The organism is Enterobacter sp. 22466, assembly GCF_052044775.1.
GTDB lineage: Bacteria > Pseudomonadota > Gammaproteobacteria > Enterobacterales > Enterobacteriaceae > Enterobacter > Enterobacter dissolvens.
Genome location: NZ_JBQENX010000011.1, coordinates 64,927 through 91,329, shown reverse-complemented (window position 1 = coordinate 91,329; position 26,403 = coordinate 64,927). Strand labels below are relative to the sequence as shown.

29 protein-coding genes and 1 pseudogene are annotated in these 26,403 nt (G+C 56.8%); 13 read left to right on the top strand and 17 right to left on the bottom strand.

Going from position 1 to position 26,403, the window contains the following annotated elements; genetic code table 11:
* Positions 1-173: 173 nt before the first annotated feature.
* Positions 174-2,309 carry an ornithine decarboxylase gene (locus tag ACTJJI_RS22815; RefSeq protein ID WP_046888622.1) on the top strand — a complete coding sequence of 712 codons (2,136 nt, stop codon included), beginning with the start codon at positions 174-176 and terminating at the stop codon, positions 2,307-2,309.
* A 54-nt stretch (positions 2,310-2,363) separates the two neighbouring features.
* On the opposite strand, the gene ACTJJI_RS22810 is transcribed toward ACTJJI_RS22815, so the two are convergent.
* On the bottom strand, positions 2,364-3,056 hold the full coding sequence (locus ACTJJI_RS22810) for a response regulator (RefSeq protein WP_440655629.1): 693 nt from the start codon (positions 3,054-3,056) through the stop codon (positions 2,364-2,366).
* Entirely contained in the window at positions 3,046-4,683 is a 1,638-nt protein-coding gene (locus ACTJJI_RS22805) for an ATP-binding protein (RefSeq protein ID WP_047361324.1), read from the bottom strand. The genes ACTJJI_RS22810 and ACTJJI_RS22805 overlap by 11 nt, the downstream gene beginning before the upstream one ends.
* Positions 4,684-5,028: 345 nt before the next feature.
* Between ACTJJI_RS22805 and ACTJJI_RS22800 the strand changes: the two genes are divergently transcribed.
* Genes ACTJJI_RS22800 through citG form a run of 8 tightly spaced genes read left to right on the top strand, consistent with a single transcriptional unit; the run spans position 5,029 to position 12,337 of the window.
* Positions 5,029-6,390: a 2-hydroxycarboxylate transporter family protein gene (locus ACTJJI_RS22800; protein WP_013098685.1), complete on the top strand. Its 1,362-nt coding sequence runs from the start codon at positions 5,029-5,031 to the stop codon at positions 6,388-6,390.
* 17 nt (positions 6,391-6,407) lie between these two features.
* Positions 6,408-7,271, top strand: a complete 864-nt coding sequence (locus ACTJJI_RS22795; RefSeq protein ID WP_014833237.1) for a fumarylacetoacetate hydrolase family protein — start codon at positions 6,408-6,410, stop codon at positions 7,269-7,271.
* 10 nt (positions 7,272-7,281) lie between these two features.
* The gene (gene citC / locus ACTJJI_RS22790) at positions 7,282-8,304 is read left to right on the top strand and encodes a [citrate (pro-3S)-lyase] ligase (protein ID WP_046888619.1); all 1,023 of its coding nucleotides are present in this window, start codon (positions 7,282-7,284) and stop codon (positions 8,302-8,304) included.
* Between the two features lie 16 nt (positions 8,305-8,320).
* Positions 8,321-8,614 (top strand): citrate lyase acyl carrier protein, encoded by a 294-nt coding sequence (citD, locus tag ACTJJI_RS22785; protein WP_013098682.1) that lies wholly within the window; start codon positions 8,321-8,323, stop codon positions 8,612-8,614.
* Positions 8,611-9,486 (top strand): citrate (pro-3S)-lyase subunit beta, encoded by an 876-nt coding sequence (citE, locus tag ACTJJI_RS22780; RefSeq protein ID WP_013098681.1) that lies wholly within the window; start codon positions 8,611-8,613, stop codon positions 9,484-9,486. The genes citD and citE overlap by 4 nt, the downstream gene beginning before the upstream one ends.
* A gap of 10 nt (positions 9,487-9,496) precedes the next feature.
* The gene (citF, locus tag ACTJJI_RS22775) at positions 9,497-11,014 is read left to right on the top strand and encodes a citrate lyase subunit alpha (protein WP_262787901.1); all 1,518 of its coding nucleotides are present in this window, start codon (positions 9,497-9,499) and stop codon (positions 11,012-11,014) included.
* 2 nt (positions 11,015-11,016) lie between these two features.
* Positions 11,017-11,556, top strand: coding sequence for a citrate lyase holo-[acyl-carrier protein] synthase (gene citX / locus ACTJJI_RS22770; protein ID WP_046888616.1), 540 nt, complete (start codon positions 11,017-11,019; stop codon positions 11,554-11,556).
* Complete coding sequence (gene citG / locus ACTJJI_RS22765; protein WP_063427375.1) at positions 11,534-12,337, top strand: triphosphoribosyl-dephospho-CoA synthase CitG; 804 nt, start codon at positions 11,534-11,536, stop codon at positions 12,335-12,337. The genes citX and citG overlap by 23 nt, the downstream gene beginning before the upstream one ends.
* A 33-nt stretch (positions 12,338-12,370) precedes the next feature.
* Here citG and ACTJJI_RS22760 read toward each other — a convergent pair whose 3' ends face one another.
* The 4 genes from ACTJJI_RS22760 to mutY all read right to left on the bottom strand — a co-directional run bounded on the left by ACTJJI_RS22760 (position 12,371) and on the right by mutY (position 16,362).
* Entirely contained in the window at positions 12,371-13,627 is a 1,257-nt protein-coding gene (locus tag ACTJJI_RS22760) for a nucleoside permease (RefSeq protein WP_050860610.1), read from the bottom strand.
* Positions 13,628-13,872: 245 nt separating this feature from the next.
* A complete protein-coding gene (gene mltC, locus ACTJJI_RS22755; protein WP_046888614.1) occupies positions 13,873-14,949 on the bottom strand; it encodes a membrane-bound lytic murein transglycosylase MltC in 1,077 nt (358 codons plus the stop codon).
* A gap of 56 nt (positions 14,950-15,005) precedes the next feature.
* Positions 15,006-15,278, bottom strand: a complete 273-nt coding sequence (locus ACTJJI_RS22750) for an oxidative damage protection protein (RefSeq protein ID WP_013098674.1) — start codon at positions 15,276-15,278, stop codon at positions 15,006-15,008.
* Between the two features lie 25 nt (positions 15,279-15,303).
* On the bottom strand, positions 15,304-16,362 hold the full coding sequence (gene mutY, locus ACTJJI_RS22745) for an A/G-specific adenine glycosylase (protein ID WP_063427377.1): 1,059 nt from the start codon (positions 16,360-16,362) through the stop codon (positions 15,304-15,306).
* A gap of 138 nt (positions 16,363-16,500) precedes the next feature.
* Between mutY and trmB the strand changes: the two genes are divergently transcribed.
* From trmB to ACTJJI_RS22730, 3 genes are read left to right on the top strand one after another with little or no spacing between them, the layout of a single operon-like run.
* Positions 16,501-17,220 (top strand): tRNA (guanosine(46)-N7)-methyltransferase TrmB, encoded by a 720-nt coding sequence (gene trmB, locus ACTJJI_RS22740; protein ID WP_014833229.1) that lies wholly within the window; start codon positions 16,501-16,503, stop codon positions 17,218-17,220.
* Entirely contained in the window at positions 17,220-17,546 is a 327-nt protein-coding gene (locus tag ACTJJI_RS22735) for a YggL family protein (RefSeq protein WP_003862421.1), read from the top strand. The genes trmB and ACTJJI_RS22735 overlap by 1 nt, the downstream gene beginning before the upstream one ends.
* A gap of 56 nt (positions 17,547-17,602) precedes the next feature.
* Entirely contained in the window at positions 17,603-18,319 is a 717-nt protein-coding gene (locus tag ACTJJI_RS22730; protein WP_014833228.1) for a DUF2884 domain-containing protein, read from the top strand.
* Between the two features lie 67 nt (positions 18,320-18,386).
* Here ACTJJI_RS22730 and ACTJJI_RS22725 read toward each other — a convergent pair.
* The 6 genes and pseudogenes from ACTJJI_RS22725 to ACTJJI_RS22700 form a co-directional block, all read right to left on the bottom strand.
* Positions 18,387-18,503 (bottom strand): annotated as a pseudogene (locus ACTJJI_RS22725) (DUF559 domain-containing protein); the annotation flags it as partial.
* Positions 18,504-18,538: 35 nt separating this feature from the next.
* Positions 18,539-19,687 (bottom strand): radical SAM family heme chaperone HemW, encoded by a 1,149-nt coding sequence (gene hemW, locus ACTJJI_RS22720; protein ID WP_440655621.1) that lies wholly within the window; start codon positions 19,685-19,687, stop codon positions 18,539-18,541.
* Positions 19,680-20,273, bottom strand: coding sequence for an XTP/dITP diphosphatase (locus ACTJJI_RS22715; RefSeq protein WP_013098669.1), 594 nt, complete (start codon positions 20,271-20,273; stop codon positions 19,680-19,682). Before ACTJJI_RS22715 ends, hemW begins: the two co-directional genes overlap by 8 nt.
* Positions 20,274-20,285: 12 nt before the next feature.
* Positions 20,286-20,573 (bottom strand): DUF167 family protein YggU, encoded by a 288-nt coding sequence (yggU, locus tag ACTJJI_RS22710; RefSeq protein WP_014833226.1) that lies wholly within the window; start codon positions 20,571-20,573, stop codon positions 20,286-20,288.
* Positions 20,570-21,136 (bottom strand): YggT family protein, encoded by a 567-nt coding sequence (locus tag ACTJJI_RS22705; RefSeq protein WP_013098667.1) that lies wholly within the window; start codon positions 21,134-21,136, stop codon positions 20,570-20,572. Before ACTJJI_RS22705 ends, yggU begins: the two co-directional genes overlap by 4 nt.
* A 21-nt stretch (positions 21,137-21,157) precedes the next feature.
* Positions 21,158-21,859, bottom strand: coding sequence for a YggS family pyridoxal phosphate-dependent enzyme (locus tag ACTJJI_RS22700; protein WP_063426902.1), 702 nt, complete (start codon positions 21,857-21,859; stop codon positions 21,158-21,160).
* Positions 21,860-21,876: 17 nt separating this feature from the next.
* Between ACTJJI_RS22700 and ACTJJI_RS22695 the strand changes: the two genes are divergently transcribed.
* On the top strand, positions 21,877-22,857 hold the full coding sequence (locus tag ACTJJI_RS22695) for a type IV pilus twitching motility protein PilT (RefSeq protein ID WP_014833224.1): 981 nt from the start codon (positions 21,877-21,879) through the stop codon (positions 22,855-22,857).
* Between the two features lie 10 nt (positions 22,858-22,867).
* Here the strand turns inward: ACTJJI_RS22695 and ruvX are convergent, their stop codons facing one another.
* The 5 genes from ruvX to endA form a co-directional block, all read right to left on the bottom strand.
* Complete coding sequence (gene ruvX, locus ACTJJI_RS22690) at positions 22,868-23,284, bottom strand: Holliday junction resolvase RuvX (protein WP_006811925.1); 417 nt, start codon at positions 23,282-23,284, stop codon at positions 22,868-22,870.
* Complete coding sequence (locus ACTJJI_RS22685) at positions 23,284-23,844, bottom strand: YqgE/AlgH family protein (RefSeq protein WP_013098664.1); 561 nt, start codon at positions 23,842-23,844, stop codon at positions 23,284-23,286. The genes ruvX and ACTJJI_RS22685 overlap by 1 nt, the downstream gene beginning before the upstream one ends.
* A gap of 86 nt (positions 23,845-23,930) precedes the next feature.
* On the bottom strand, positions 23,931-24,878 hold the full coding sequence (gene gshB, locus ACTJJI_RS22680) for a glutathione synthase (RefSeq protein WP_050860612.1): 948 nt from the start codon (positions 24,876-24,878) through the stop codon (positions 23,931-23,933).
* A 19-nt stretch (positions 24,879-24,897) separates the two neighbouring features.
* A complete protein-coding gene (rsmE, locus tag ACTJJI_RS22675; RefSeq protein ID WP_203461558.1) occupies positions 24,898-25,629 on the bottom strand; it encodes a 16S rRNA (uracil(1498)-N(3))-methyltransferase in 732 nt (243 codons plus the stop codon).
* A gap of 52 nt (positions 25,630-25,681) precedes the next feature.
* Positions 25,682-26,389 carry a deoxyribonuclease I gene (gene endA / locus ACTJJI_RS22670; RefSeq protein ID WP_014833221.1) on the bottom strand — a complete coding sequence of 236 codons (708 nt, stop codon included), beginning with the start codon at positions 26,387-26,389 and terminating at the stop codon, positions 25,682-25,684.
* Positions 26,390-26,403: the final 14 nt, after the last annotated feature.

The window sequence follows — 26,403 nt, the reverse complement described above, 5'->3', positions numbered from 1 at the left end:
CCTGTTACTTAATCATTGGTATTGCATGATTATGACACGCCAGCGCTCATTTAGGCTTAGCTTTGGGTGGTGAAGTGCATACTGATTCCTTCTTGCACCTCAAAATAAAAGGTGACATTATTGCGCGAATTTTCTCCTCCCTGTCTCACCGTTCGGTGAGGGTAATAGCGCCTATGAAAACCATGAAAATCGCCGTCAGCCGTGAGCTGGTTTCCACTGTGTCCACGCATCGCGAAAAGGTGACGCTGGATAACACTGATTTCACCGATGTGGCGGCAGTCGTCATTACGCTCGCGGAGAGTCGCAGCGGCATTCTTGCGTTGCTGAAACGCACGGGCTTTCATTTACCGGTCTATCTATTCTCGCAAGAGCCGACGGACGTGCCCGAGGGCGCCACGGCTGTCATCTCGGGTAAAGCGCAGGAGTTCCTGGAACTGGAATCTGCCGCCAGTCGTTACGAAGAGAACCTGTTACCGCCGTTTTTCGACACCCTGAGCCAGTATGTTGCAATGGGCAACAGCACCTTTGCCTGTCCGGGCCACCAGCACGGGGCGTTTTTCAAAAAACACCCGGCGGGACGACAGTTCTATGACTTCTTTGGTGAGAACGTTTTTCGCGCCGATATGTGCAATGCCGACGTGAAGCTCGGCGATCTGCTGATCCACGAAGGTTCCGCCAAGCATGCGCAAAAGTTCGCTGCGAAAGTGTTCAATGCGGATAAAACCTACTTCGTGCTGAACGGTACGTCGGCGGCCAACAAGGTGGTGACCAACGCGCTGCTGACCCGTGGCGATCTGGTACTGTTTGATCGCAATAACCACAAGTCCAACCATCACGGGGCGCTGATTCAGGCGGGTGCGACGCCGGTGTATCTGGAAGCGGCGCGTAACCCGTTTGGATTTATCGGTGGCATTGACGAACACTGCTTTGACGACGCGTACCTGCGCAATCTGATCCGCGACGTGGCGCCGGAGAAGGCAGAAGAGACCCGCCCGTTCCGCCTGGCGGTGATCCAGCTGGGTACTTACGATGGCACGATCTACAACGCCCGTCAGGTGATCGACAAGATCGGCCATCTGTGCGACTACATTCTGTTTGACTCCGCCTGGGTGGGCTACGAGCAGTTCATTCCGATGATGGCGGAAACCTCCCCGCTGTTACTGGAGCTGAACGCGAACGATCCGGGCATTTTCGTGACCCAGTCGGTGCATAAACAGCAGGCCGGGTTCTCGCAAACCTCGCAGATCCATAAAAAGGATAACCACATCCGGGGCCAGGCGCGTTTCTGTCCACACAAGCGCCTGAACAACGCGTTTATGCTGCATGCCTCCACCAGCCCGTTTTATCCCCTGTTTGCGGCACTGGATGTGAACGCAAAAATTCACGAAGGGGAGAGCGGACGCAGGCTGTGGGCGGAGTGCGTCGAGCTGGGGATTGAAGCGCGTAAGGCGATCATTGCAAATTGCCATATGATCAAACCGTTTATTCCGCCAGTGGTGGCAGGCCGTCCGTGGCAGGATCATCCCACTCAGGCCATCGCCAGCGAACGTCGTTTCTTCAGCTTTGAGCCGGGCGCGAAATGGCACGGATTTGAGGGTTATGCCCGCGATCAGTATTTTGTCGATCCGTGCAAGCTGCTGCTGACCACGCCGGGTATCGATGCTGAAACCGGGGAATATACTGATTTCGGTATTCCGGCGACCATCCTTGCGCACTATCTGCGGGAAAATGGCATCGTGCCGGAGAAGTGCGATCTCAACTCGATCCTCTTCCTGCTGACGCCTGCCGAAAGCAGCGAGAAGCTGGCGCAGCTGGTGGCGATGCTTGGCCAGTTTGAACAGCATATTGAAGACGATACGCCGCTGGCGGACGTGTTGCCGACCATCTACCAGAAATACCCGGTGCGCTATAGGGATTACACACTCCGCCAGCTGTGTCAGGAGATGCACGATCTTTACGTCAGTTTTGATGTGAAAGATCTGCAGAAAGCGATGTTCCGCAAGGAGAGCCTGCCCGCGGTGGTAATGAATCCGCAGGATGCCAATCAGGCGTATATTCGCGGGAACGTGGAGCTGGTGCGCATCCGTGATGCAGAAGGCCGTATTGCCGCCGAAGGCGCGCTGCCATATCCGCCAGGCGTGCTCTGCGTGGTGCCGGGCGAAGTCTGGGGCGGGGCGGTGCAGCGCTACTTCCTGGCGCTGGAAGAGGGGATTAACCTGCTGCCGGGCTTCTCGCCGGAGCTGCAGGGCGTATACAGCGAAAAGGATGCCGACGGGATTAAGCGGCTTTATGGGTATGTATTGAGATAGTGCGGGCTGTTGCCCTCACCCTAACCCTCTCCCACAGGGAGAGGGAACTTTTCTTCAAACCGCACTACGTTTATACATCCTCCGCGGATGCCCAATCTTGCCGTACAGCATCTCCACCGTCAGAAAACCTGCCTCCACGCAGTGCTCCAGATAGCGCCGGGTGGTGGTTTTACTCAACCCCGTTTCGCTTACCACCTCATCCACCGTAAAACAGTGTGTCGCCTTGTCGTTAAACAGCGTCTGCACTCGCGCCAGCGTATTTTCCTCAATGCCTTTGCTGCCGTTGTCCTGACGGTAGTTTTTCGCCTGTAGCTGATAGAGGGAATCGACGTTCTGCTGGTCGACAATCTTCCAGACCCGCTGTTGCTCAGCAAACTGCACAAAACGCTCCAGCGACTGGCTGAGCCGCTTCCAGGAAACCGGCTTCAGGATGTAATCAAACGCCCCGTTACGAATGGCCTGGCTGCAGGTGTCCATATCGCTGGCGGCGGTGATGAAAATTACCGAACAGTTGGCGCGGGCGAGCATGGGGTTACTGATAAGGGTGATACCTTTCCCGTCCGGCAGGTAGTTATCCAGCAACATCAGCTGCGGCTGTTTGCTTTCAAGCTCAATCTGCGCTTGCGCCAGCGACGAGGCAATCCCCACCAGTCTCAGACGCGGATGTTTGCCGATCAGCTCTGCGTGCAGTTGCGCCAGTTCGTTCTCGTCTTCAACAATCAGTACGTCGATAAGTTCATGTTGCATAATCGGTATTTTCCTGTTCCTGTGCGGGATGCCGGGCGGTTCCCGTGGCGGGGATGAACAGTGAGAAAATCGCCCCCCGCGGCGTGTTATCGGCAACCTCGATTGCACCGCCTGCCTGTGTGACATAGCTTTCGATCAGATACAAACCAATGCCGTGATCGCCGCGCGTTTTGGTGGTGATGCCGCGCTCAAATATCCTGTCACGGATCTCCGGTTTAATGCCCACGCCCTGATCGGCCACTTCGATGATGAGTTCTTGTTCGCTCAGTTTTATCAGCACTTCCACGGGAGCGTGCGGAAGCGGTGAGCGCTGCGTCGCTTCAATGGCGTTATCCAGCAGGTTACCAATGATTGAAATCAGCGCCTCTTCAGGCAGCGCCTGGAACGGTCTGTCCAGCCGACAGGCCGGGTCGAAATTCAGCTCCACGCCTTTCTCTCGCGCCCGCGCGGCTTTCCCCAGCAGCAGGCCGCACAGGGTCGGGGAGCTGAAGCGCGAAGAGATAAAGTCCAGCAGCTCCTGGGCGTGTTCCGACTGCGCCTGAATGTAGCCAATCGCCTCCTCATAACGGCCCATATGCAGCAGACCGGAGAGGGTGGTCATCCGGTTTAGCTGCTCGTGACGCATGATGCGCAGGTTATCGACATAGCGTTTGACCTGGCTGAGCTGGGCGCTGAGCGAGTCGATCTCGTTGCGATCGCGGAAGGTGATCACCCAGCCCTGCAGCGAGTTCTCAAGCATGATGCGCACCCGGCTGGCGATCACCGTGAGATCGTTAAAGCGGCAAATCTCGTCATGGGTGTCTTTGGCGAGCATGGTTTGTGTTTCGAAGAACGGCACCGGATCGATCACCTCGTTTATCAACTGCCCGCGCAGTTCCCGGGCAGGCTGGCTCAGGCCCAGCAGTTTGCGCGCCGCCTGGTTGATCACTTCAATTCGCCGTTCATCGTCAATGGCGATCACCCCTTCATAAATGGACTCCATCATCGCCTTCTGCTGGCGCACCAGCAGACCGATCTCTCTCGGCTCCAGGGAGAAAATCTGCTTCTTGATACTGCGGGTAAAGAACCAGGAGAAGATAAAGAGGGCAAGCAGTAGCAGTACGGCGGCAATCAGGATGTTGACCACTTTACTGACGGTGATGGTATCAAGGTAGCTGGTGAGATAGCCCACCGAGACAATCCCCACCACCTGACCGGCATCGTTAAAAATGGGCGCTTTGCTGCGCAGCGAAATGCCCAGTCCTCCCTTGCGGATGGTGGTGGTGCTTTTGCCGTGCAGCACCTCTTCGTTGTCGCCTCCGACCAGCGTATGACCCACTCTGTCTGCAAAAACGGAATGAAACAGATGCAGCCCCTTGTTATCGCCAATCACAATAAAACTGGCGTCACTGTGGGTGGCTATTTTCTGCATAAAATCGTGAATGGCGTTGATATCTTTTTGTTCGACTTCTTTTCGCAATGACGGAATAAGCGCGATCTCTTCAGCCTGTATTTTTGCGCGTGCACTCATTTCCTGATAAAGCTGTCGGCCAACGTCGACATAATAATATCCTCCCAGTAGCGCAAAAAGCACTGAGAAAAAGACAACCAGCGAAACAAACAGCTTAATCTGAAACGATACTTTCATAACTATCACGCGTGGTATCAACGAAGATCGCCAATATATCATCTTTTTTCATGCGGATGCCCGCTTTGCAGAAAACTTGTGATCCCTTGCACAGCAAGGGCTGTAAAAGATTTATCTGAAAGGCTTTCGCGCTTAACTGCGCACAGTTAAATGTTATTTGTTTGTTCAATTTAGAAAAGAAACCATAAAAACCACGGCAATAAATAAGGGGCAAATCACATTAAATAAAAGAAACCATTAAAACCATAGCTGCCATTAAAACTTCGCTTTTAATATGCCATTCCTCACATAAAGTAAGCCTTTGTGACTCTAAGCTGAACGCACAAAATAACCAAGGGGCTTATTATGAGCACAACTGACGATTCTTTCTCTGTTACCCACGACCCGATTGATATTCAGCGGCCATCGCTCAAAGAGCGCTGGTGGCATATTATGGATACCTGGAAAATCGGGATTATTCCTCTGCCGCTGTTTGTCCTGGCGGGCGCGCTGATTGCCATTGATTGTCTGGGCGGAAAACTGCCAAGCGATATCGTGGTGATGGTGGCGACGCTGGCGTTCTTCGGCTTTGCCTGCGGTGAGTTTGGCAAACGCCTGCCGATTGTCGGTAAGCTCGGCGCGGCGGCAATTTGCGCCACCTTTATCCCTTCCGCGCTGGTCTATTACGGCCTGTTGCCGGATGTGGTAGTGGAATCCACCACTAAGTTTTACAAATCCACCAACATTCTTTATCTCTACATCTGCTGCATCATTGTCGGCAGCATCATGAGCATGAACCGCACGGTGCTGATTCAGGGCTTCCTGCGCATCTTCTTCCCGATGCTGTGCGGCGAGATCGTCGGCATGCTGGTGGGGATGGGCGTGGGTCTGGCACTGGGTCTTGAGCCGTTCCAGATCTTCTTCTTTATCATTCTGCCGATTATGGCGGGCGGCGTGGGCGAAGGGGCAATCCCGCTCTCCATCGGCTATGCCACCCTGCTGCACATGGATCAGGGCGTGGCGCTCGGTCGCGTGCTGCCGATGGTGATGCTCGGCGGTCTGACCGCCATCATCATCTCCGGCTGTCTGAACCAGCTGGGCAAGCGTTATCCGCACCTGACCGGTGAAGGTCAACTGATGCCGAACCGCGCGAATGCCGATGCCACCGTTTCTCAACCTGCGTTCTCCGGCAAAGCGGACGTCACCACCATCGCCTCCGGTGCGCTGCTGGCGGTGCTGCTCTACATGCTGGGCATGCTCGGCCATAAGCTGATTGGTCTGCCTGCGCCGGTTGGCATGCTGTTTATGGCGGTGCTGGTGAAGCTCTGCAACGGTGCCTCTCCGCGTCTGCTGGAAGGCTCTCAGGTGGTGTACAAATTCTTCCAGACCTCGGTGACCTATCCCATTCTCTTCGCGGTGGGTGTGGCGATCACCCCATGGCATGAACTGGTCGCGGCCTTCACGCTGACTAACCTGCTGGTGATTATCAGTACCGTCTCTTCGCTGGTGGCGACCGGCTTCTTCGTCGGCAAAAAGATTGGTATGCACCCGATTGATGTCGCCATCGTCTCCTGCTGCCAGAGCGGCCAGGGCGGCACCGGTGACGTGGCGATCCTGACCGCAGGCAACCGTATGAGCCTGATGCCCTTCGCCCAGATTGCTACCCGTATCGGCGGCGCGATTAACGTCTCTATCTCACTGCTGATTCTGGGCAACTTCCTCGTTTAAGTTTTCAGGAAAGAACAATGAAACTCGCAAGCTTTTTATACCAGGGAAAACGCAGCTACGGCATCGTCCAGGCCGAAGGTGTGATCGATTTAGGTCGCCGTCTCGGCGACCGCTACAGCGACCTCAAAGCGCTGCTGCAGGGTAACGGACTGGCGCAGGCCACCCGTTACCTGAACGATGCTGTGGACGTGCCGATGAGCGCCATCACCTTCTTACCGGTGATTGAGCAGCCGGAAAAAATCCTCTGTGTGGGCATGAACTACGCCGACAAGCGCAAGGAGTTTGACCAGCACAACCCGGCACCGACGCTGTTCGTGCGCTTCCCGGATTCTCAGACCGGCCACAACGAACCGGTGCTGAAGCCGCGCCACTCCAGCGAATTCGACTACGAAGGCGAGCTGGCGGTGATCATCGGCAAAGGCGGGGAAAACATCAGCCGCGACGAGGCGCTGCACCACGTGGCGGGCTACAGCTGCTACATGGACGGCTCCGCCCGCGACTGGCAGCACACCTGGTTCACTGCCGGTAAAAACTGGCGTCAGACCGGCGCGTTTGGCCCGTGGATGGCCACGGCCGATGAGATCCCGGACCCGCATCAGCTTGCGATCCGCACCTGGCTAAACGGCCGCATGGTGCAGGAAGACAACACCAGCAGCATGATCCACAAGGTTGCGGAGCTGATCGAGTACATCAGCACCTTTACCCGCTTAAGTCCGGGCGACGTGATCATCACCGGCTCCCCGGGCGGGGTGGGGAAAAAGCGTAATCCACCGCTGTTTATGAAAGAGGGCGATCGCATTGAAGTGGAGATCGAGCATATCGGTCATCTGAGCAACGTGATTGTGGAAGCGCCAGCTACCGGGCTTGCGGCGGCACACTGAGAAAGGCGGCATGAACAGTCAACCCATCGATTTTCGCCACACGCTGGTGGCGAAACACCCGGAACGCTTAAGCCAGATCCGTTACCTGCTGGCAGACAGCGGCCTGGGCCTGGACAACGACATCACGCTGTTTGTCGAAGCCTGGTCCGGCGCGCAGCTGGTGGGTTGCGCCGGGCTGGCCGCCAACGTTATCAAGTGTGTGGCCGTGAATGAGCAGCTTCGCGGCGAGAACCTTAGCGCGCGCTTGCTGGCGGAGGTGCAGAATGCGGCGCTGGAGCGCGGACATTTTCACCTCTTCCTCTGCACGCGCCCGTGCAATAAGGCGCGTTTTGCCCGCAGCGGCTTCTGGCCAATTGCCCAGAGCGGCAACAACGCCGTGCTGATGGAGAACACTCCGCAGGGGATCGAGCGTTACTGCCGTTCCCTGGGCAGGATGCGCAAGGGCGGGGAGAAGACTGGCGCGATAGTGATGAACGCCAACCCGTTCACCCTCGGCCACCGTCATCTGGTGGAGCAGGCGGCGATGCAGTGTGACGCCCTGCACCTGTTTGTGGTGCGTGAAGATGCTTCGTTCTTTCCGTTCAGCGCGCGCCTCGCAATGGTGCGTGCGGGCGTCGCGCATCTGCCAAATGTGACCGTGCACGAAGGCTCGCAGTACATCATCTCCCGCGCCACCTTCCCGGCCTACTTCCTGAAAGAGACCGGCAAAGTACAGCAGGCGTGGAGCGAAATCGACGTGCTGATCTTCCGCGACTTTATCGCGCCGGCGCTGGGCATTACCCATCGTTTTATCGGCTCCGAGCCGTTTTGCGATATCACCCGTCAGTACAACCAGACGCTGCACGCCTTGCTGAGCCCGCAGATTGAGGTGGTGGAAATGCCGCGCATCAAGGCCACCGGCAACGCCATTTCGGCGTCGGAAGTGCGCCGCTTGCTCAAGACTCAGCAGTTTTCCCGGATCCGGGAGATTGTCCCGGACTCCACCTTCGCGCATCTCGAAGCACACTACCGTGCGAGTGCCGAAGTCGCTTAACTACCAGGAATTTATCATGAAAATTGTAAGGGAGGCGCTGGCCGGAACGCAGGAGTCCAGCGACCTGATGGTGAAAATTGCTCCCGCTCACGGCGAGCTGGAGATAGTCATCCACAGTGAAGTGATTAAGCAGTTTGGCGAGCAAATTCGCCAGGTGGTCAACGAGACATTGCGCGCCATGAACGTGCACCAGGGACTGATCATTATTGAAGACAAAGGGGCGCTGGACTGTGTGATCCGCGCCCGCCTGCAAAGTGCGCTTCTGCGTGCCGCCGATGAACAGGCCATTAACTGGGGGGCGCTGAAATGAGCAAACTCCGCCGCAGTATGTTGTTCCTGCCCGGCGCTAACGCCGCCATGCTTTCAACCGCGTTTATCTACCGTCCAGACTCCATCATGTTTGACCTTGAAGATGCCGTTGCTCTGCGCGAGAAAGACACCGCGCGAATGCTGGTGTTCCACGCCCTGCAGCACCCGATGTATCAGGACATCGAAACCGTGGTGCGCATTAACCCGCTGAGCACGCCGTTTGGCTTGCTGGATCTGGAAGCCGCCGTGCGCGCCGGCGTGGACGTGATCCGCCTGCCGAAAACCGACACCCCGGACGACATCTACGAACTGGAAGGCCACCTTGAGCGTATCGAGCAGGAGTGCGGGCGCGAGGTTGGTTCTACCCGCGTGATGGCGGCGATTGAATCGGCCATTGGCGTCATCAACGCCGTGGCGATTGCCCGCAGCTCGCCGCGCCTGATTGGTATTGCACTGGCGGCCTTTGACTACGTGATGGACATGCAGACCGAGCGCGGCGACGGCACCGAGCTGTTCTACGCCCGCTGCGCCGTGCTGCACGCCGCCCGCGCGGCAGGCATCGACGCCTTCGACGTGGTGTGGTCAGACGTTAACGACGAGGCCGGATTCCTGCGCGAGGTCGATCTGATCCGCAAGATGGGCTTTAACGGCAAATCGCTGATCAACCCGCGCCAGATAGACCTGCTGCATAACGCCTATGCGCCAACCCAGGAAGAGGTGGATCACGCCCTGCGGGTGATTGAAGCGGCAGAAGAGGGCGAACGTAACGGCCTTGGCGTGGTGTCGCTCAACGGCAAGATGGTGGATGCACCGATTATTAACCACGCGCAGGTGGTGCTCGAACGCGCGGCGGCCTCCGGCGTGCGTCGGTAAGGATGACACAATGAACCAGACAGAACTTCTCCATGTGAATTTTCCCCATCTGCGGGCGTTAAAACCGTTTGATACCGCCCACAGCGCCACGCCGTGGCTGGCGGACAGCGACACGAAACACAACCGCAAACTCTGCGCTTCCATTGAAGAGGCGGTTAAGCGTTGCGGCCTGCAGGACGGCATGACCATCTCCTTCCACCATGCGTTTCGCGAAGGCGACCGGGTGATCAACACCGTCGTGGCGCTGCTGGCGCGGATGGGCTTCAAAAACCTGACCCTCGCCTCCAGCTCGCTGATGACCTGCAACGACGCGCTGATCGAACATATTGAGAGCGGCGTCATCACCCGGATTTACACCTCCGGCATGCGCGGCAGGCTGGCGGAGGCCATCTCCCACGGGCTGATGGACGAGCCGGTGCAAATTCACTCCCACGGCGGGCGCGTGAAGCTGCTGCAGGACGGTGAGCTGAACATTGACGTGGCGTTCCTCGGCGTGCCGTGCAGCGATGAGTTTGGTAACGCCAACGGCACGCACGGCAAATCGTGCTGCGGCTCGCTGGGCTATGCGATGGTGGACGCCCATTTTGCCCGCAAGGTGGTGCTGCTGACGGAAGAACTGGTGCCGTTCCCCAATATGCCCGCCAGCCTGGTGCAGGATCTGGTGGACTACATCGTGCAGGTGGAGAGCGTGGGCGATCCGGCGAAAATCAGCGTCGGCGCGGCGCGCGTCACCAGCAATCCGCGCGAGCTGATGATTGCCCGCTATGCGGCGGATGTGATTGAGCACTCCGGCTACTTCAAACCGGGCTTCTCGATGCAGACCGGATCCGGCGCGGCGGCCACGGCCTGCACCCGCTTTATGGAAGAGAAGATGGAGCGCAGCGGCGTGAAGGCACGCTTTGCGCTGGGTGGCATCACCGGCAGCCTGGTGGATCTGCACGAGAAGGGGCTGATCGAAAAGCTGCTCGATACCCAGTGCTTTGACGGCCAGGCGGCGGCCTCGCTGGCGCGCAACCCGAACCACGTGGAGATCTCCACTAACGTCTACGCCAACCCCGGCAGTAAGGCGGCAAGCTGCGATCAGCTCGACGTGGTGATCCTCAGCGCGCTGGAGATTGACGTCGATTTTAACGTTAACGTCATTACCGGCTCCGACGGCGTGATGCGTGGCGCGTCCGGCGGGCACTGCGACGTGGCCGCCGCGGCAAACCTGACCATCGTCGTTGCGCCGCTGCTGCGTAGCCGCATTCCGACGGTGGTGAAGCGCGTTACCACTCGCCTCACGCCGGGCGAAAGCATCGACGTGCTGGTCACCGATCACGGCATTGCGGTTAACCCGGCGCGCCCGGAGATCCGCGAACGCCTCATGGAAGCAGGGCTGAAGGTTGTTGATATCAACGCCCTCTATGAGCGGGCAATTTCGCTGACAGGCGTACCGAAACCGATTGAGTTCACCGACAAAATTGTCGGGGTGATCCGCTACCGCGACGGCAGCGTGATCGACACCGTTCGACAGGTAAAGGAGTGAATATGACCATTGCGACACCCGTGCGGGCGGGTGTCAGCCTGGACGCGCTGCTGGCGGCGAAAGAGCGCCGCGCAGCCCGTCAGACTGACTGGCTCACGCACTATCAACAACCGGTGATCTCCCTCACGCTGGTAACACCCGGGGAGATCAAAGACAGCCTGCGCTATCGCAATACTATGGGCGTGGCGTTACAGATGTGCGACCAGCTGCTGTGGGAAAACCGCTGGCAGGTGCTGGACCGTCAGGTGCTGTGGCTCCCGACCGGGCCCGAAGCGCTGTGGTGCGTGGCCCATCCCGCGGCAGAAATCAAAGCCCACTGTGCGGAGCTGGAGCAGACGCACCCGCTTGGCAGGCTGTGGGATCTGGATGTGATTTGCCCTGAAAACGGCCACGTTGGACGTCAGTCGCTGGGCTCACATCTCAGACGCTGCCTGATTTGCGATGAACCTGCCCACGCCTGTTCCCGTTCGCGCAATCACCCTCTGGAGCAGGTGGTGGCGCGCGTGGAGAAGATGATCGATGACTGGTTTGCTCGCGACTAAACCGCGCCCGCTTGACGTCCCCGCCCTTGCCGCAGAAGCGCTGTGGCAGGAGCTGGAACTGACACCCAAACCGGGGCTGGTGGACAGGCTCAACAACGGCTCCCATCGCGATATGGATCACGCGCTGTTTGTCCGCAGCATTATGGCGATTACGCCGTGGTTTTCGCGCTTTGCTGAGCTGGGTAACGCGCATGCCGAGAAACCCGCTGGCGAACAGTTACGGATCCTCCGCCCGATGGGGATGGCCTGTGAGCAGGCGATGTATGCCGCGACGAACGGGGTGAACACGCACAAAGGGGGCATTTTTGCCCTGGGGTTACTGTGCTTTGCCGCCGGGCGTGTGAAAAATATCTCCGCAGAAAGCCTCTGTTGTGAGGTGAGTAACATCTGCAACGGGCTGGTTTCGCGTGAGCTGGCCACACGCAGCGGGCAGGCGACGGCGGGGGAGCGGCAGTTCCGGCAGTACGGCTTAACCGGCGCGCGCGGCGAGGCGGAGAGCGGTTTTGCGACGGTGCGTAAGGCGCTGGCGCAGTGGAACGGACATTCGCTTCATGGCCTGCTGTTGCGTCTGATGGCAATCAATCAGGATAGCAATCTGGTGTCGCGCGGCGGCATTGAGGGGCTAGGCTATGTTCAGGGCTATGCGCGGGAACTGCTGGCTGACGGCTGGGATAATGAAGCGTTGCGTAGAATGGATAACGCATTGATTGAACGCAACCTGAGCCCGGGCGGCAGCGCGGATTTGCTGTCGGTGGGGTGGGTGCTGTCTGCATTAAAATAGCCCGGTAAGCGAAGCCGCCACCGGGCACAACAACTAATGCGCGATTGGCTGTGTACCGTGCGCTGCGCGAACATGCTTGTACTTGAACAGCACGATAAACGCGAAGAACAGCACCAGCGAGTATGCGGCGAAGATAAGCCACACTGGCTGCCAGTCGGTAATGCCGTTGGTGGTATACATCTCAACCACTTTACCGCTCACCACACCGCCCAGGATACAGCCGAAGCCGTTGGTCATCATCAGGAACATACCCTGTGCGCTGGCGCGGATTTCAGGTTTCACCTCTTTTTCCACAAACACCGAACCAGAGATGTTGAAGAAGTCGAAGGCGCAGCCGTAAACAATCATCGACAGAACCAGCAGCACGGTGCCGAACGGGCTTGGGTCGCCGTAGGCGAACAGACCGAAGCGCAACATCCACGCCGCAATACTGATCAGCATGACGTTCTTGATGCCGTAGCGGCTCAGGAAGAACGGGATGGTCAGGATGAACAGCGTCTCAGAGATCTGCGAGATGGACATCATTACCGAGGCATGTTCAACGATAAAGCTGCCTGAGAACAGCGGGTTATTATCGAAGCTGTGCAGGAAGGTATTGCCGAACATGTTGGTGATTTGCAGTTCCGCGCCCAGCAGCATGGAGAAGATAAAGAAGATCGCCATGCGTTTGTTTTTAAACAGCGCGAAAGCGTCCAGGCCGAGCATGGTGCTCCAGCTCTGGTTTTTTTGCTGGTTAGATACCGGAATATGCGGCAGCGTCATCGTGAACAGCGCCAGCACCACGGAGAGCGCCGCACCGATGTAGAGCTGCATATGGCTCAGTTCGAAGCCCGCGAAGCTCACGCCCCACATCGCCATAATAAAACCGATGGTGCCCCAGATACGGATTGGCGGGAAATCGGTCACGATATCCATATCCGCAGATTTCAGGCGGTAGTAGGAGATGGTGTTGATCAGGCCAAGCGTTGGCATATAGGCCAGCGAGTTAAGCAGGATCACCATAAACATCGCCCCCGGCGTGGTGACCTGGGCTGCCATAAACAGCGTCCCCGCGCCCACCAGGTGGCAAAGCATGTACAACCATTTCGCACTCAGCCATTTATCCGCCACGATCCCCAGCAGCGTTGGCATAAAGACCGCCGCGATACCCAGCGAGCTGTAGACGGCACCGATTGACGCACCATCGAACTTGAGCGTCACAAACATATAGGAGCCGAGTGTAGTCAGCCAGCTACCCCACAGGCAGAACTGCAGAAACGACAATATTTTAAGCTGCAGCTTAAGGTTCATGTTACTTTCCTCACAAGTGAGCGGGAGATATGTTGTTATAGGAACATTCAGTGTTGTTATTTGATGCAATTCTATCAGTTGGCAACGATATGTTTTGTTACCTCCCGCAAAAAAATGCAATCCACATTAATTTGCAGTTTGGATTGTGATGCAAATAACATTTTCGTATGGATGGGGTGAGATGGGGGCGGCCTGATGCCCTCACCCTGGCCCTCTCCCTGTGGGAGAGGGTGAGGGATGATTTTCTAGCGGCGACGATAGTTCTTCTGCGCCGTGTTCACTTTATACAGATAGCGACGGGATTCCGCAGACGGGTGGCGGGTGGTGAGCGTGGAATAAACATCTCCCGGTGCCATGCTGTTGATGATATTTGCGGCCTGCACTTTGTCATTGGAGAAGACGCGCAGCACGCTGCCGGCACCGCCGTTGTAGGCGGTAATGACCGCATAGCGACGCGACGTTGGGTTATCAATCCCGCCCAGATAGACATTGTTCAGCATCGCCAGATAGGCCGTGCCGGTATCAATGTTGCTCTGCGGATCGAACAGATAGCTGCGGCTCGGCGTGCCGGATTTCCCCTGTGCGCGGAACACGTCTTTACCGGCGCTGTGCTGGACAACCTGCATCAGCCCCAGCGCGTCTGAGCGGCTCACGGCGTACGGGTTAAAGGACGATTCGGTCTGCATGATCGCCAGGATCAGCGACTCATCCACGCCATATTTACGTGACGCCTGACGCACCATGCCCAGATACTTATGCGCACGCTTGTCGAGGTGGTTCGGCACCAGGTTAATTGTGACGCTATAAATCACTTTCAGGCCGTTGGTGCGGCTTTTCAGACGCGTTTGCAGCAGATAGTCGGCAAATTTCGTGGCGCGGCCTTCCCAGCGGATAGGCTGACCGGTCTGGTCCACGACCTGACCGTACAGGAACGGCTCTTTAGAAATGGTAATGTCGTCGGCGTCGGAGTAGAGATCGATAGAACCCGGATCGTCGCCCATCAGCAGGGTTTTGATAATGGCCTGCCGTAAATGCGCCGCAGGATCAGTCCCCGCGATGGTTTCAACCGTGATCGTACCGTCATCGAAGTTGATGTGGCTACGGGTCTGGTAGGCGTCGGTGTACTTAACGTAGTCCTTAGGTCCGGCGATAAGAACTTCGTTAAATCCCCATATGTTCTCGATGTTGTGGGCAAACTGCCCCATCAAAATATCAAAACCGTTGGTGTCCTTAATCCAGGCTTCGTTGTATTCATCGCCTTTTTTGGATGAACACGAGACAAGCAACGGCGCAACAAGGGCTAGCGCTAAAATTTTTTTCATCATTCCGGGAGTGCGTGTTGTGTTTGCTTTAACGGCGGGGTTTCCCCCGCGCGCTGTTATTTTTCCGGCGGCGTATAGCCTTCGATGTGCACGTCTTTACCTTCGAACAGGAAGTTCACCATCTCCTGCTCCAGCAGCTTGCGGTGTTCCGGGTTCATCATGCTGAGTTTTTTCTCGTTAATCAGCATGGTCTGCTTTTTCTGCCACTGTCCCCAGGCTTCTTTGGAGATCTCGTTATAAATGCGCTTACCCAGTTCGCCCGGGTAAAGCTGGAAGTCCTGGCCTTCAGCGTCGCGCTGCAGGAAAGTACAAAAAATGGTTCTGGCCATACTTATTCCTCTTTTTTAACCGATGCTAAACCATTGCACCGGCACGTAATTGTTGTAACAGGCGCTCCACGGGAGCCGCCAGTCCGACTGATGGCGGTTGCGCTAAGTTATACCAGAGAGCGGTGCCTTCATCCATGCACGAGGCGAGGGAGGACACGGGAAGCCACATCGGCACTATATCCAGATGGAAATGGCTGAAAGTGTGGCGAAACGCGGTCTGCTGCGTCAGGTTATCGGCAGCAATGCCGCGCTGTTTAAGCCAGGCCCGCAGCGTGGCTTCATCTTCAAACTGTGGGAAGCAGTATAGACCACCCCACAGGCCGCTCGGTGGGCGCTGCGCCAGGAAAACCTCGTCACCGTGCTGCATCAGCAGCATGTAACCCGTGCGCTCCGGCAGCGTCTGCTTCGGCTTTTTACCGGGATACTGCGCCCAGGAATGGTTTGCGTAGGCCACACACAGGTTATTAAGCGGGCAGAGCTCGCATTTTGGTTTCGAGCGCGTGCAGACCATCGCACCGAGATCCATCATCGCCTGGTTAAACCGCTCCACGCCCTTTGCCGGGGTTACCGCTTCGCTGATCTCCCACAGCCGCTTTTCGACCTCTTTTTTCCCCGGCCAGCCGTCAACCGCATAGCAACGTGCCAGCACGCGCTTCACGTTACCGTCAAGGATCGGGAAATGCTTGCCGAGGGACAGTGAGAGGATGGCACCCGCGGTGGATCGTCCGACACCGGGTAAATCCGCCACCTCGTCGAAGGTTTCCGGGAATTGGCCGTTGTGGCGGGTCGCAACCTGCTGTGCGGCTTTGTGCAGATTGCGCGCGCGGGCGTAGTAACCAAGCCCCGTCCACAGGTGCAGCACCTCGTCTAACGGCGCGTTGGCCAGATCGGTCACCGTGGGAAAGCGCGCCATAAAACGCTCAAAGTAAGGGATCACCGTGGCAACCTGCGTTTGTTGCAACATCACTTCGGAGAGCCATACTTTGTAAGGCGTTTTTTCAATTTGCCAGGGCAGGGTTTTACGCCCGTATTTGTCGTACCAGTCCAGCACCTGGGCTGAAAATTGAGAGGCTTGCATGGTCATCGATTCGTATAATCAGGGACGCCGATTGCAGCACAGCGTCAATCTGCTGTAAACCGGATCTTTCCCATGCTTGCATAGAAGCCTTAACTTTGGATAATGCCCGTTTCCCGAACATTCTCACAAGCAGACAACTCTTTTATGAAAAACGACGTCATTTCACCGGAATTTGATGAAAACGGTCGCCCGCTGCGCCGTATTCGCAGCTTTGTCCGCCGTCAGGGTCGCCTGACAAAAGGGCAGCAACACGCGCTGGACAACTACTGGCCGGTGATGGGCGTTGAGTTCAGCGAGCAGCCGCTCGACTTTGCCGACCTGTTCGGTCGCGATGCGCCAGTGACCCTGGAGATCGGCTTTGGTATGGGTACCTCACTGGTGACCATGGCGAAAGCCCGCCCGGAGCAGAACTTCCTCGGCATTGAAGTGCATTCCCCGGGCGTTGGCGCGTGTCTGGCCACGGCCCATGAAGAGGGGGTAGAGAACCTGCGCGTGATGTGTCATGACGCGGTCGAAGTGCTGCACAAAATGATTCCTGACAATTCTTTGAACATGGTTCAGCTCTTTTTCCCTGACCCGTGGCACAAAGCACGTCATAATAAGCGCCGTATCGTTCAGGCGCCGTTTGCTGAGCTGGTAAAAAGTAAGCTGAAACTGGGCGGTGTCTTCCATATGGCGACCGACTGGGAACCTTATGCGGAACATATGCTGGAAGTGATGTCGTCTCTGGACGGGTATAAAAACCAGTCAGAGAGCAACGACTATGTACCGCGTCCGGATTCGCGTCCGGTAACAAAATTTGAACAGCGTGGCCATCGTCTTGGTCACGGCGTATGGGACTTAATGTTCGAGAGGGTGAAATAATGGCAAAGAATCGTAGCCGTCGTCTGCGTAAAAAGATGCACATCGAAGAATTCCAGGAAGTGGGCTTCTCCGTTGCCTGGCGTTTCCCGGAAGGCACCAGCGTTGAGCAGATCGATCAGGACGTTGATGCGTTCATCAACGAGGTGATCGAGCCAAACAAGCTGGCCTTCGACGGTAGCGGCTATCTGGCGTGGGAAGGTCTTATCTGCACCCAGGAAGTGGGTAAATGCACCGAAGAACATCAGGCACTGGTACGCAAATGGCTTGAAGACCACAAACTGGAAGATGTCCGCGTCAGCGAACTTTTCGACGTTTGGTGGGACTAATAAAGAAGTCAGGGGCCAGCTAATGCTGGCCCATTTTGTCTGAGGGAGTGTTAAAGATGCGCAAAACGTTGCTGGCTGTTGCCTTAATGGCAACCGGATTCACCGCCCATGCGGAATATAAATGTAGCGTCACCCCGCGTGATGACGTGGTGTTAAGCCCGCAAACCGTGCAGGTTAAAGGCGAGAACGGCAATCTGGTCATCACGCCGCAGGGTGATGTCACGTTCAATGGCAAACAGTACAACCTGACTGCCGCGCAGCGTGAGCAGGCGAGAGACTATCAGGCCGATTTGCGTACCGCGCTGCCGTGGATTGACGAAGGCGCTCTGACGCGCGTTGAGAAAGGCCGCGTCGCACTGGACAAGATCATTACCAAAGAGGTGGGTGAGAGCAGCAACATGCGCACCCGCCTGACGAAGCTCGACAAGCAGCTGAAAGAGCAGATGAACCGGATTATCGAGCATCGTACCGACGGCCTGACGTTCCACTACAAAGCGATCGATCAGGTGCGTGCTGACGGCCAGCAGCTGGTGAATCAGGCCATGGGCGGTATCCTGCAGGACAGCATTAACGAGATGGGCGCCAAAGCGGTACTGAAAGGCGGCGGTAACCCGCTGCAGGGCGTGCTGGGTAGCCTGGGTGGCTTGCAGACCTCGATTCAGAACGAGTGGAAGAATCAGGAAGCCGATTTCCAGCAGTTCGGTAAAGACGTGTGTAAACGTGTGGTGTCGCTGGAAGATAGCCGTAAGGCGCTGGTGGGGACGCTGAAGTAATTAATTTCCCCCCTCACCCTAACCCTCTCCCCAAAGGGGCGAGGGGATGGTTTGCGCCCTCTCCCTTTCAGGGAGAGGGCCGGGATGAGGGTAGCATTTGCAGGGTTTCCCGTATTTTTTCTAATACCGCCTCTTCGTTGTTCCAGAGTTCGTTATTCCAGAATCGAATGACATGCCAGCCTTTCCCTCAGCCGGCAGAACAGGATGCAAAATTCTGAATCAGCCTTCAGATTCTTCGGCGAGGAACAACTCGAGAAGGGAGTTTAAGAACAGTTTGCCGTGCTCGGTGATCTGCCAGTATTCCTCACATTCCGTGAGATACCCCTGCGCCAGCGCCTCATCTATTTGTGGGCGAATCACGGCTTCCGGCAACCCGGTATAAAGGGCAAACTCTTTACGCGGTGCGGCTTCCAGCAGGCGGAAGCGGTTCATAAAGAACTCAAACGGCTTATCCACCGCCTCGACATCGTGCTGACGTTCAAGATAACGACCTTCCATATACCCGCGCGGATGGCGCGTCTTGGCCGTACGCAGAATTCGCCCGTCAGGGAAGGTGACTTTACCGTGCGCGCCGCAGCCAATGCCCAGATAATCACCAAAGCGCCAGTAGTTCAGGTTGTGCTGGCACTGGTAGCCCGGCTTCGCATAGGCCGACGTTTCGTACTGCTGATAGCCTGCGGCGGTCAACAACTGATGGCCCTGCTCAAAGATATCCCACAGCGCATCGTCATCCGGCAGCACCGGCGGACGAGAGCCAAACAGCGTATTGGGCTCGATGGTCAGCTGATACCACGAAAGATGCGGCGGGTTCAGGGCAATCGCCTGACGCAAATCGTCCAGCGCCTCTTCCAGCGACTGATCCGGCAGGCCGTGCATCAGATCGAGGTTAAAACTGCGCAGACCCAGCCCAGTAGCCAGCTTTGCCGCCCGCTTCGCCTCTTCCGGGCCGTGAATACGCCCCAGACGTTTTAACTTCGGCTCGCTAAAGCTCTGCACGCCGATGGAAATCCGGTTCACGCCCGCCTGCTGATACTCGACAAAACGGTCGGCCTCAACGGTACCGGGGTTGGCTTCCATCGTAATTTCAGCATCCGCTGCCAGATTCAGACGTGCACGCACGCCGTCCAGCAGCGTCTGCATCGCCGGGCCTGACAGCAGGCTCGGCGTACCGCCACCAATAAAAATGGTCTTCACTTCACGTCCCTGTGCGTAAGGTACATCGGCATCCAGGTCAGCCAGCAGATGCGCAACGTAATCATCGTGCGGCACTTCACCTTTCAGCGCGTGCGAGTTGAAATCGCAGTACGGGCATTTCTGCACACACCACGGGATGTGAATATAAAGACTCAGGGGTGGCAAATTAGCCATTACGCAGCGCTTCCAGTAACAGTTTCAGGGCGCGTCCACGGTGGGAAATCGCGCTTTTCTCTTCGCGGGTCAGTTCCGCGGCGGTTTTGCCCTCAGTCGGGACAAAGAAGATGGGGTCGTAGCCAAAGCCGCCGTTACCGGCTGCTTCACGGGTAATCACCCCCGGCCAGCTGCCGTGGCAGACGACAGGCGTAGGGTCTTCCGCGTGACGCATATAGACCAGCACGCAGTGGAACTGCGCGGTACGCTGTTCGTCTGGCACATCCTTCAGGGCGACAAGCAGCTTTTCCAGATTCTGCTGGTCGGTGGCGTCCACGCCTGAATAGCGGGCAGAGTAAATGCCCGGAGCACCGCCCAGAAAATCAACCGCCAGGCCGGAATCATCGGCAATCGCGGGCAGGCCGGTCACCTGCGCGGCATGGCGTGCTTTCAGGATCGCGTTTTCGATAAACGTCAGGCCGGTCTCTTCGGCGGACTCCACGCCAAGCTCGGTCTGCGCCACTACATCCAGCCCAAAATCATTTAATAGCGAGGCCAGCTCGCGCACTTTACCGGCGTTGCCGGTAGCGAGAACAACTTTCTGCATCGTTTTATCCTGTTAAATCAGAGCCGCGACGTCCGTCGGGATGGATTGCGGATTAAGGATTTTTACCTGTTTATGTCGCCCAAGTTCACCTTTTTCTATGATGACCTGGCTTTTGGCAACGCGAAACTGTTTTGCCAGATATTTGGTCAGATGCGCATTCGCCTGGCCATCTACCGGTGGGGCGGTGATGGCGACTTTTAACTCGTCGCCATGCAGTCCAACAATACTGTCACGGCTGGCTTTCGGCTGAATATACAGCCGTAAAACCAGCCCATCAGCGCAGGTGCTTACGGCACTCATAGCGCCATCCACAGCCCCGGCAGCAGCATATCGCCCGTGGACTGTAACAGCTCGGCAATGCCCATATTAACGACATACAGCAGCAGAACCAGGATCATCGGGGAAAAGTCGATGCCGCCCATTGACGGGAGCAGGTTACGAATGGGACGCAGCAGCGGTTCGGCCAGCTGAATCAAGGCATACTCCACCGGGCTACGGCCCTGGCTGACCCAACTCATGATGGCCATGACCAGCAGCACCCAGAAGATCAGCAGGCCGATGGTTTTAATCAGGATCAGGACGGCAGCAATCCAGATGATCGGCTGGAAGGTGATGACCATAAACAGCACAATCGCTTTGATAACGCTCAGAATAAACGCCACCAGCAGAGACGCGCTGTCAATGGGGCCCATCGCCGGAATAATACGGCGCAGCGGTCCCACAACAGGTTGGGTGATTTTCACGACAAACTGCGAGAACGGGTTGTAAAAATCACAGCGGGCCCACTGCATCCAGACGCGCAGCAAAAGCGCCATTGTATACAGCTCAATGACCGTTGAGAGCAGGAAAGTCAACGTCTTCATGGCGTTCCTCAGGTTTCCTTATTATTGGGTGTAGTCGCGCGCACCGAAAATTGCCGTGCCGATGCGCACCATAGTGCTGCCTGCCGCGATGGCGGCTTCCATATCATCCGACATGCCCAGAGAAAGCGTGTCTACCGTTTCATAGCGCGCTTTAAGCGCCTCAAATGCTACAGCCATTTGCTGTGCCACGGCAAACTGCCTTTCATAACTTGACTCAGGCGCCGGGATGGCCATCAAACCGCGCAGGGTTAAGCGCGGCAGGGCCGCCACTTCGGCTGCCAGAGCCTCCAGCTCATTCAGCGCAATACCGGATTTACTGTTTTCATCGCTGATATTGATCTGAATGAGTACGTTGAGCGCTGGCATCTCTGCCGGGCGCTGATCGTTCAGACGGGTGGCAATCCGCAGACGGTCGATGGTATGGCACCAGTCAAAGTGCTCTGCCACCAGACGGCTTTTATTCGACTGCAGTGGGCCAATAAAGTGCCATTGCAGGCCGGTATTCCCCTGCTCCTGGAAATAGCGAATTTTATCCACGCCTTCCTGCACGTAGTTCTCACCAAATGCACGCTGGCCTGCATCAATCGCTTCTGCGATGGCGCTCGCAGGCTTGGTTTTGCTCACTGCAAGTAACGTAATTTCTTCTGAAGCACGGCCGCAACGTGTTGCTGCGACTGAGATTTTGTCCCGGACCTGTGCCAGGTTATGCGCAATGTCGTTCATTTTCCGAGGAGTAATATATGGATGTGGAAGAAATTGTGGCCCTTAGTGTAAAGCATAATGTCTCCGATCTACACCTGTGCAGTGATTCGCCACCGCGCTGGCGCAGAGCAGGCCGCCTTGAACCGGCTCCCTTTCCCTCTCCCGATGTGGATGCGTTACTGAAAACGTGGCTCAACGATGAGCAGCAGGGGACATGGTGGGCAAGCGGGCAGGTAGATTTTGCTGTGACCCTTGCGGGAAACCAGCGCCTGCGCGCAAGCGCCTTTAAACAGATGAAGGGCAACTCCATCACGCTGCGCCTGTTACCCCGGGTCTGCCCGCAGCTCTCCGCCCTGGGCGCTCCCCAGGCTATCCCGGAACTCCTGTCCCACGACAGCGGGCTGATACTGGTGACAGGCGCAACCGGCAGCGGCAAATCCACAACCCTTGCGGCAATGGTGGATTTTCTTAATCACCAGACGGATGGGCATATTCTGACGCTCGAAGATCCGGTGGAGTTTGTCTATCAGAGCGAACGTTGTCTGATTCAGCAGCGGGAGATCGGCCTGCACAGTCCCTCATTTGCCGAGGCGCTGCGCAGTGCGTTGCGTGAAGATCCCGATGTCATCCTGCTGGGAGAACTGCGCGACAGCGAAACGATCCGCCTGGCGCTGACCGCCGCGGAAACCGGGCATCTGGTGCTGGCGACGCTGCACACCCGCGGCGCCTCGCAGGCGATTGAACGGCTGGTCGATACGTTCCCGGCGCAGGAGAAAGACCCGGTACGTAATCAGCTGGCCGGGAGCCTGCGGGCGGTGCTGGCGCAGAGGCTACTCCCCGATCTGCAGGGTGGGCGCGTCGCGCTGTATGAGCTGCTGGTGAATACGCCAGCGGCAGCGAACCTTATCCGCGAAGGTAAAACGTGGCAGTTGCCCGGGATTATTCAAACCGGTCAGCAGGCGGGGATGCAGAATTTTGATCGGAGCCTGGCAGAGCGACGGGCGCAGGGGCGGTTGTAGGCCCCGGCGCTCAGTAACCCTGTTCGAAATAGCTTTCGAGGATGATGACGGCGGAAGCCGAATCGACGCTGCCTTTGTTGAGTGCGCGGAAGCCCCCGTGCTCAAAAAGGCCGGCACGCGCTTCGACGGTACTCAATCGTTCGTCGTGGAGCTTCACGGAGACGCCAAAGCGACCGTGGATTTTATTAGCAAATTTACGCGCTCTGGCGGTAAGTGGCTGTTCAGTGCCGTCCATGTTGAGCGGTAAACCGACAATCACGTCGTCCGGCTGCCACTCTTTGAGCAGACGCTCAATAAGGTTCCAGTCCGGGGTGCCGTCGTTCGCCTTAAGGGCCGTGAGCGGACGGGCGGTGCCGGTAATACGCTGGCCGACGGCGACGCCAATGCTTTTCGTGCCAAAATCGAAGGCCAGAAGTGTTCCGCTCATCAGGCGTGCCCCGCAACGCCAGGCATGGTCAGAATATCAATGCCAATCAGTTTCGCCGCATCACGCCAGCGGTCGGCGATAGGGGTTTTGAACAGGATATTCATGTCAGCAGGGGCGGTGAGCCAGGCGTTATCCAGGATCTCCTGCTCAAGCTGGCCCTTCTCCCAGGAGGCGTAACCCAGTGCCACCAGCACTTCGGAAGGCTGTTCTGCGGTGCCCAGCGTTTCCAGCACATCGCGGGAGGTGGTGATCACCGTGTTGTCAGAGATACGAATACTGGAAGAGAAAATGGGCGGCGTATGCAGGATAAAACCGCGATCCTCTGCAAGAGGGCCACCCAGCATCACCGGTTTATCAAGACGGATTTCCGGCAGGCGCGCTTCAGCTGTAATTTTCAGCTTTTCCAGAATCCCTTCAACCTGCAGGTTCTCCAGCGGCTTGTTGATGATAATACCCATCGCGCCGTCTTCATTGTATTCACAAATATAAACCACGGAGCGGCGGAAAATCGGATCCTGGAGAGCAGGCATGGCAATAAGAAAGTGATGCTGTAAATTCATTGTCAGAGGTACTGTTTCCTGGTTTAAAAAGCGACAGCCCCAGTATGCGGACAAACCGGGGTGCTGTCACTAATAGTATTGGTAAGTTATTTCTGGATACGTTTTTCGATGGCGTCCATCAGCATTCCGGTGATCGAGACCGGGAATTCCGCTTCAATTTCACGAATGCAGGTCGGGCTGGTGACGTTCACTTCGGTCAGACGATCGCCAATGATATCCAGGCCAACAAAGATCAGACCTTTGGCTTTCAGCGTTGGGCCGACGCGGCGGGCAATTTCCCAGTCACTTTCGGTTAACGGACGCGGTTCGCCACGGCCACCGGCCGCCAGATTACCACGGGTTTCGCCCCCCTGCGGGATACGTGCCAGGCAGTAAGGCACGGGTTCGCCATCCACGATCAGGACGCGTTTATCGCCGTCTTTAATCGCGGGCAGATAGTTCTGTGCCATGCAGTAACGCGTACCCAGTTCGGTCAGCGTTTCGGCAATCACGCCAATATTCGGGTCGCCTTCTTTTACGCGGAAAATCGACGCGCCGCCCATGCCGTCCAGCGGTTTCATGATGATATCGCCGTGTTTCTGCCAGAATTCCTTCAACTGGGCTTTGCTGCGGGTCACCAGCGTTTCCGGCGTCAGATCGGAGAACCAGGCGGTGTAGAGCTTCTCGTTGCAGTCGCGCAGGCTCTGCGGTTTATTGACGATAAGCGTCCCTTTTTCTTCTGCGCGCTCGAGGATATAGGTGCAGTAGATGTATTCGGTGTCGAACGGAGGATCTTTACGCATCAGGATGACGTTGAGATCGGCGAGCGCAATATCCTGCTCGCTGCCGAATTCGTACCATTTGTCGTAATTTTGCTCGACGTTAACGATGCGGGTGCGTGCACGGGCTTCACCGTTGATCAGATAAAGATCGTTCATCTCCATATAGTGAAGCTCATAGCCGCGACGCTGCGCTTCCAGCAGCATGGCGAAGCTGGAATCTTTCTTGATGTTAATGTTTGCGATGGGGTCCATCACAATGCCGAGCTTGATCATGTTCTTCTCCGTTAATGGGTCAACCCAGATCGCCAAACCGCACCTGTAGCGCGGTGATGGCTGTGAGTGCCGTTGTCTCAGTGCGCAGAACGCGAGGTCCCAACAGAATATCAGTAAACTGGTAACGCGCCGTCATGGCAATTTCATCTGCTGACAGGCCGCCTTCCGGGCCAATCAGCAGGCGTACACGTTCAACGGGCAGCGGCAGCGTATTGATACTGGCGCTGGCGCGCGGATGGAGATTGAGCTTCAGCCCGCTCTCCTCTTCTGCACACCAGTCTTCGAGATCCATCGCCGGGCGGATCTCCGGAATACGGTTGCGGCCACTCTGTTCACAGGCAGCAATGGCAATTTTCTGCCACTGCTGGATCTTCTTGTTCAGACGTTCCGCATCCAGTTTAACGCCGCAGCGCTCAGAAAAAAGTGGCGTAATGAGGCTTACACCCAGTTCAATGGATTTCTGAATGGTGAACTCCATCTTTTCCCCGCGCGACATCACCTGACCCAGATGAATGTGCAGCGGCGATTCACGGTCATCGACTTCGCCGCGCAGCACATTGACGTGCACGCTTTTTTTATCCGCCCGCGTAATTTCCGCGTCGAAAACCTGGTTGGAGCCGTCGAACAGCTGAATCGCCTGGCCTGCCCCCATGCGCAGCACGCGGCCAACGTGGTTGGCGGCATCGTCAGACAGGGCGATTTCGCGGCCAGCGGTAATCAGTTCAGGGTGAAAGATGCGAGGAATACGCATAGTCAAAAATTCCATGTGTCATGCTGTTTAAGCGAATTGCCGCTAGTGTAGGTTAGCTCTTTTGCGCCTGGCAAGCCCGCTGGACGTAAGGGTTATGATTCCCCTGGACCCTGGCGATGCGTTCGTCGCGCTGACATTCCCACTCGGTGACCGGGTATTGTTTATTCCAGGCGTTAAACAGTTGGGTTTGCTGGCGGGAAAGGTTGAGGTTGTAACGATCGCGCATATAGAAGTACGTGCGGGCAATGCTGCCGCGTGCCCGGGCAGGGGGCTCGGCGACTTTCTCTTTAAAATCCACCTTCATTCCGCACTGGCCGTACTGGCCTTCGCCACCGTTCCACTGGCTGTACATAAAATTGCCGCGGTCGCCATTCACTTCACCCACGGCGGGCTGCAGGTTGTGCATATCGCTTTCCATTTGACGATAGACCGGATCTTTGGCGCAGTTTTTACGTCCGCCATCCTGCCAGCACTGGCGCTGATGGCCAAACTGCCATGCCGGAACCACATGTTCCCACTCGATGCGGCTGGCGCGGTTTTCGTTTTTACGCACCTTATAGCCGCAGGATTCAAGGTCAACGACCCCTTTTTTACCCTGCCAGTTAATTTTGCAGCCACAGTAGAAATCGCCCGGCACGTCAGCGTTGACCTTCACGCCTGCCGCTTTGGCCTGAGAGAAACTGTTGATACCGTCGGCCAGAGCCTGGCCGGAGAGGGCCGTTGTCAGAAAGGCAACCGCGAGAGAGAAATTACGGGACATCTTACACTCCGTGT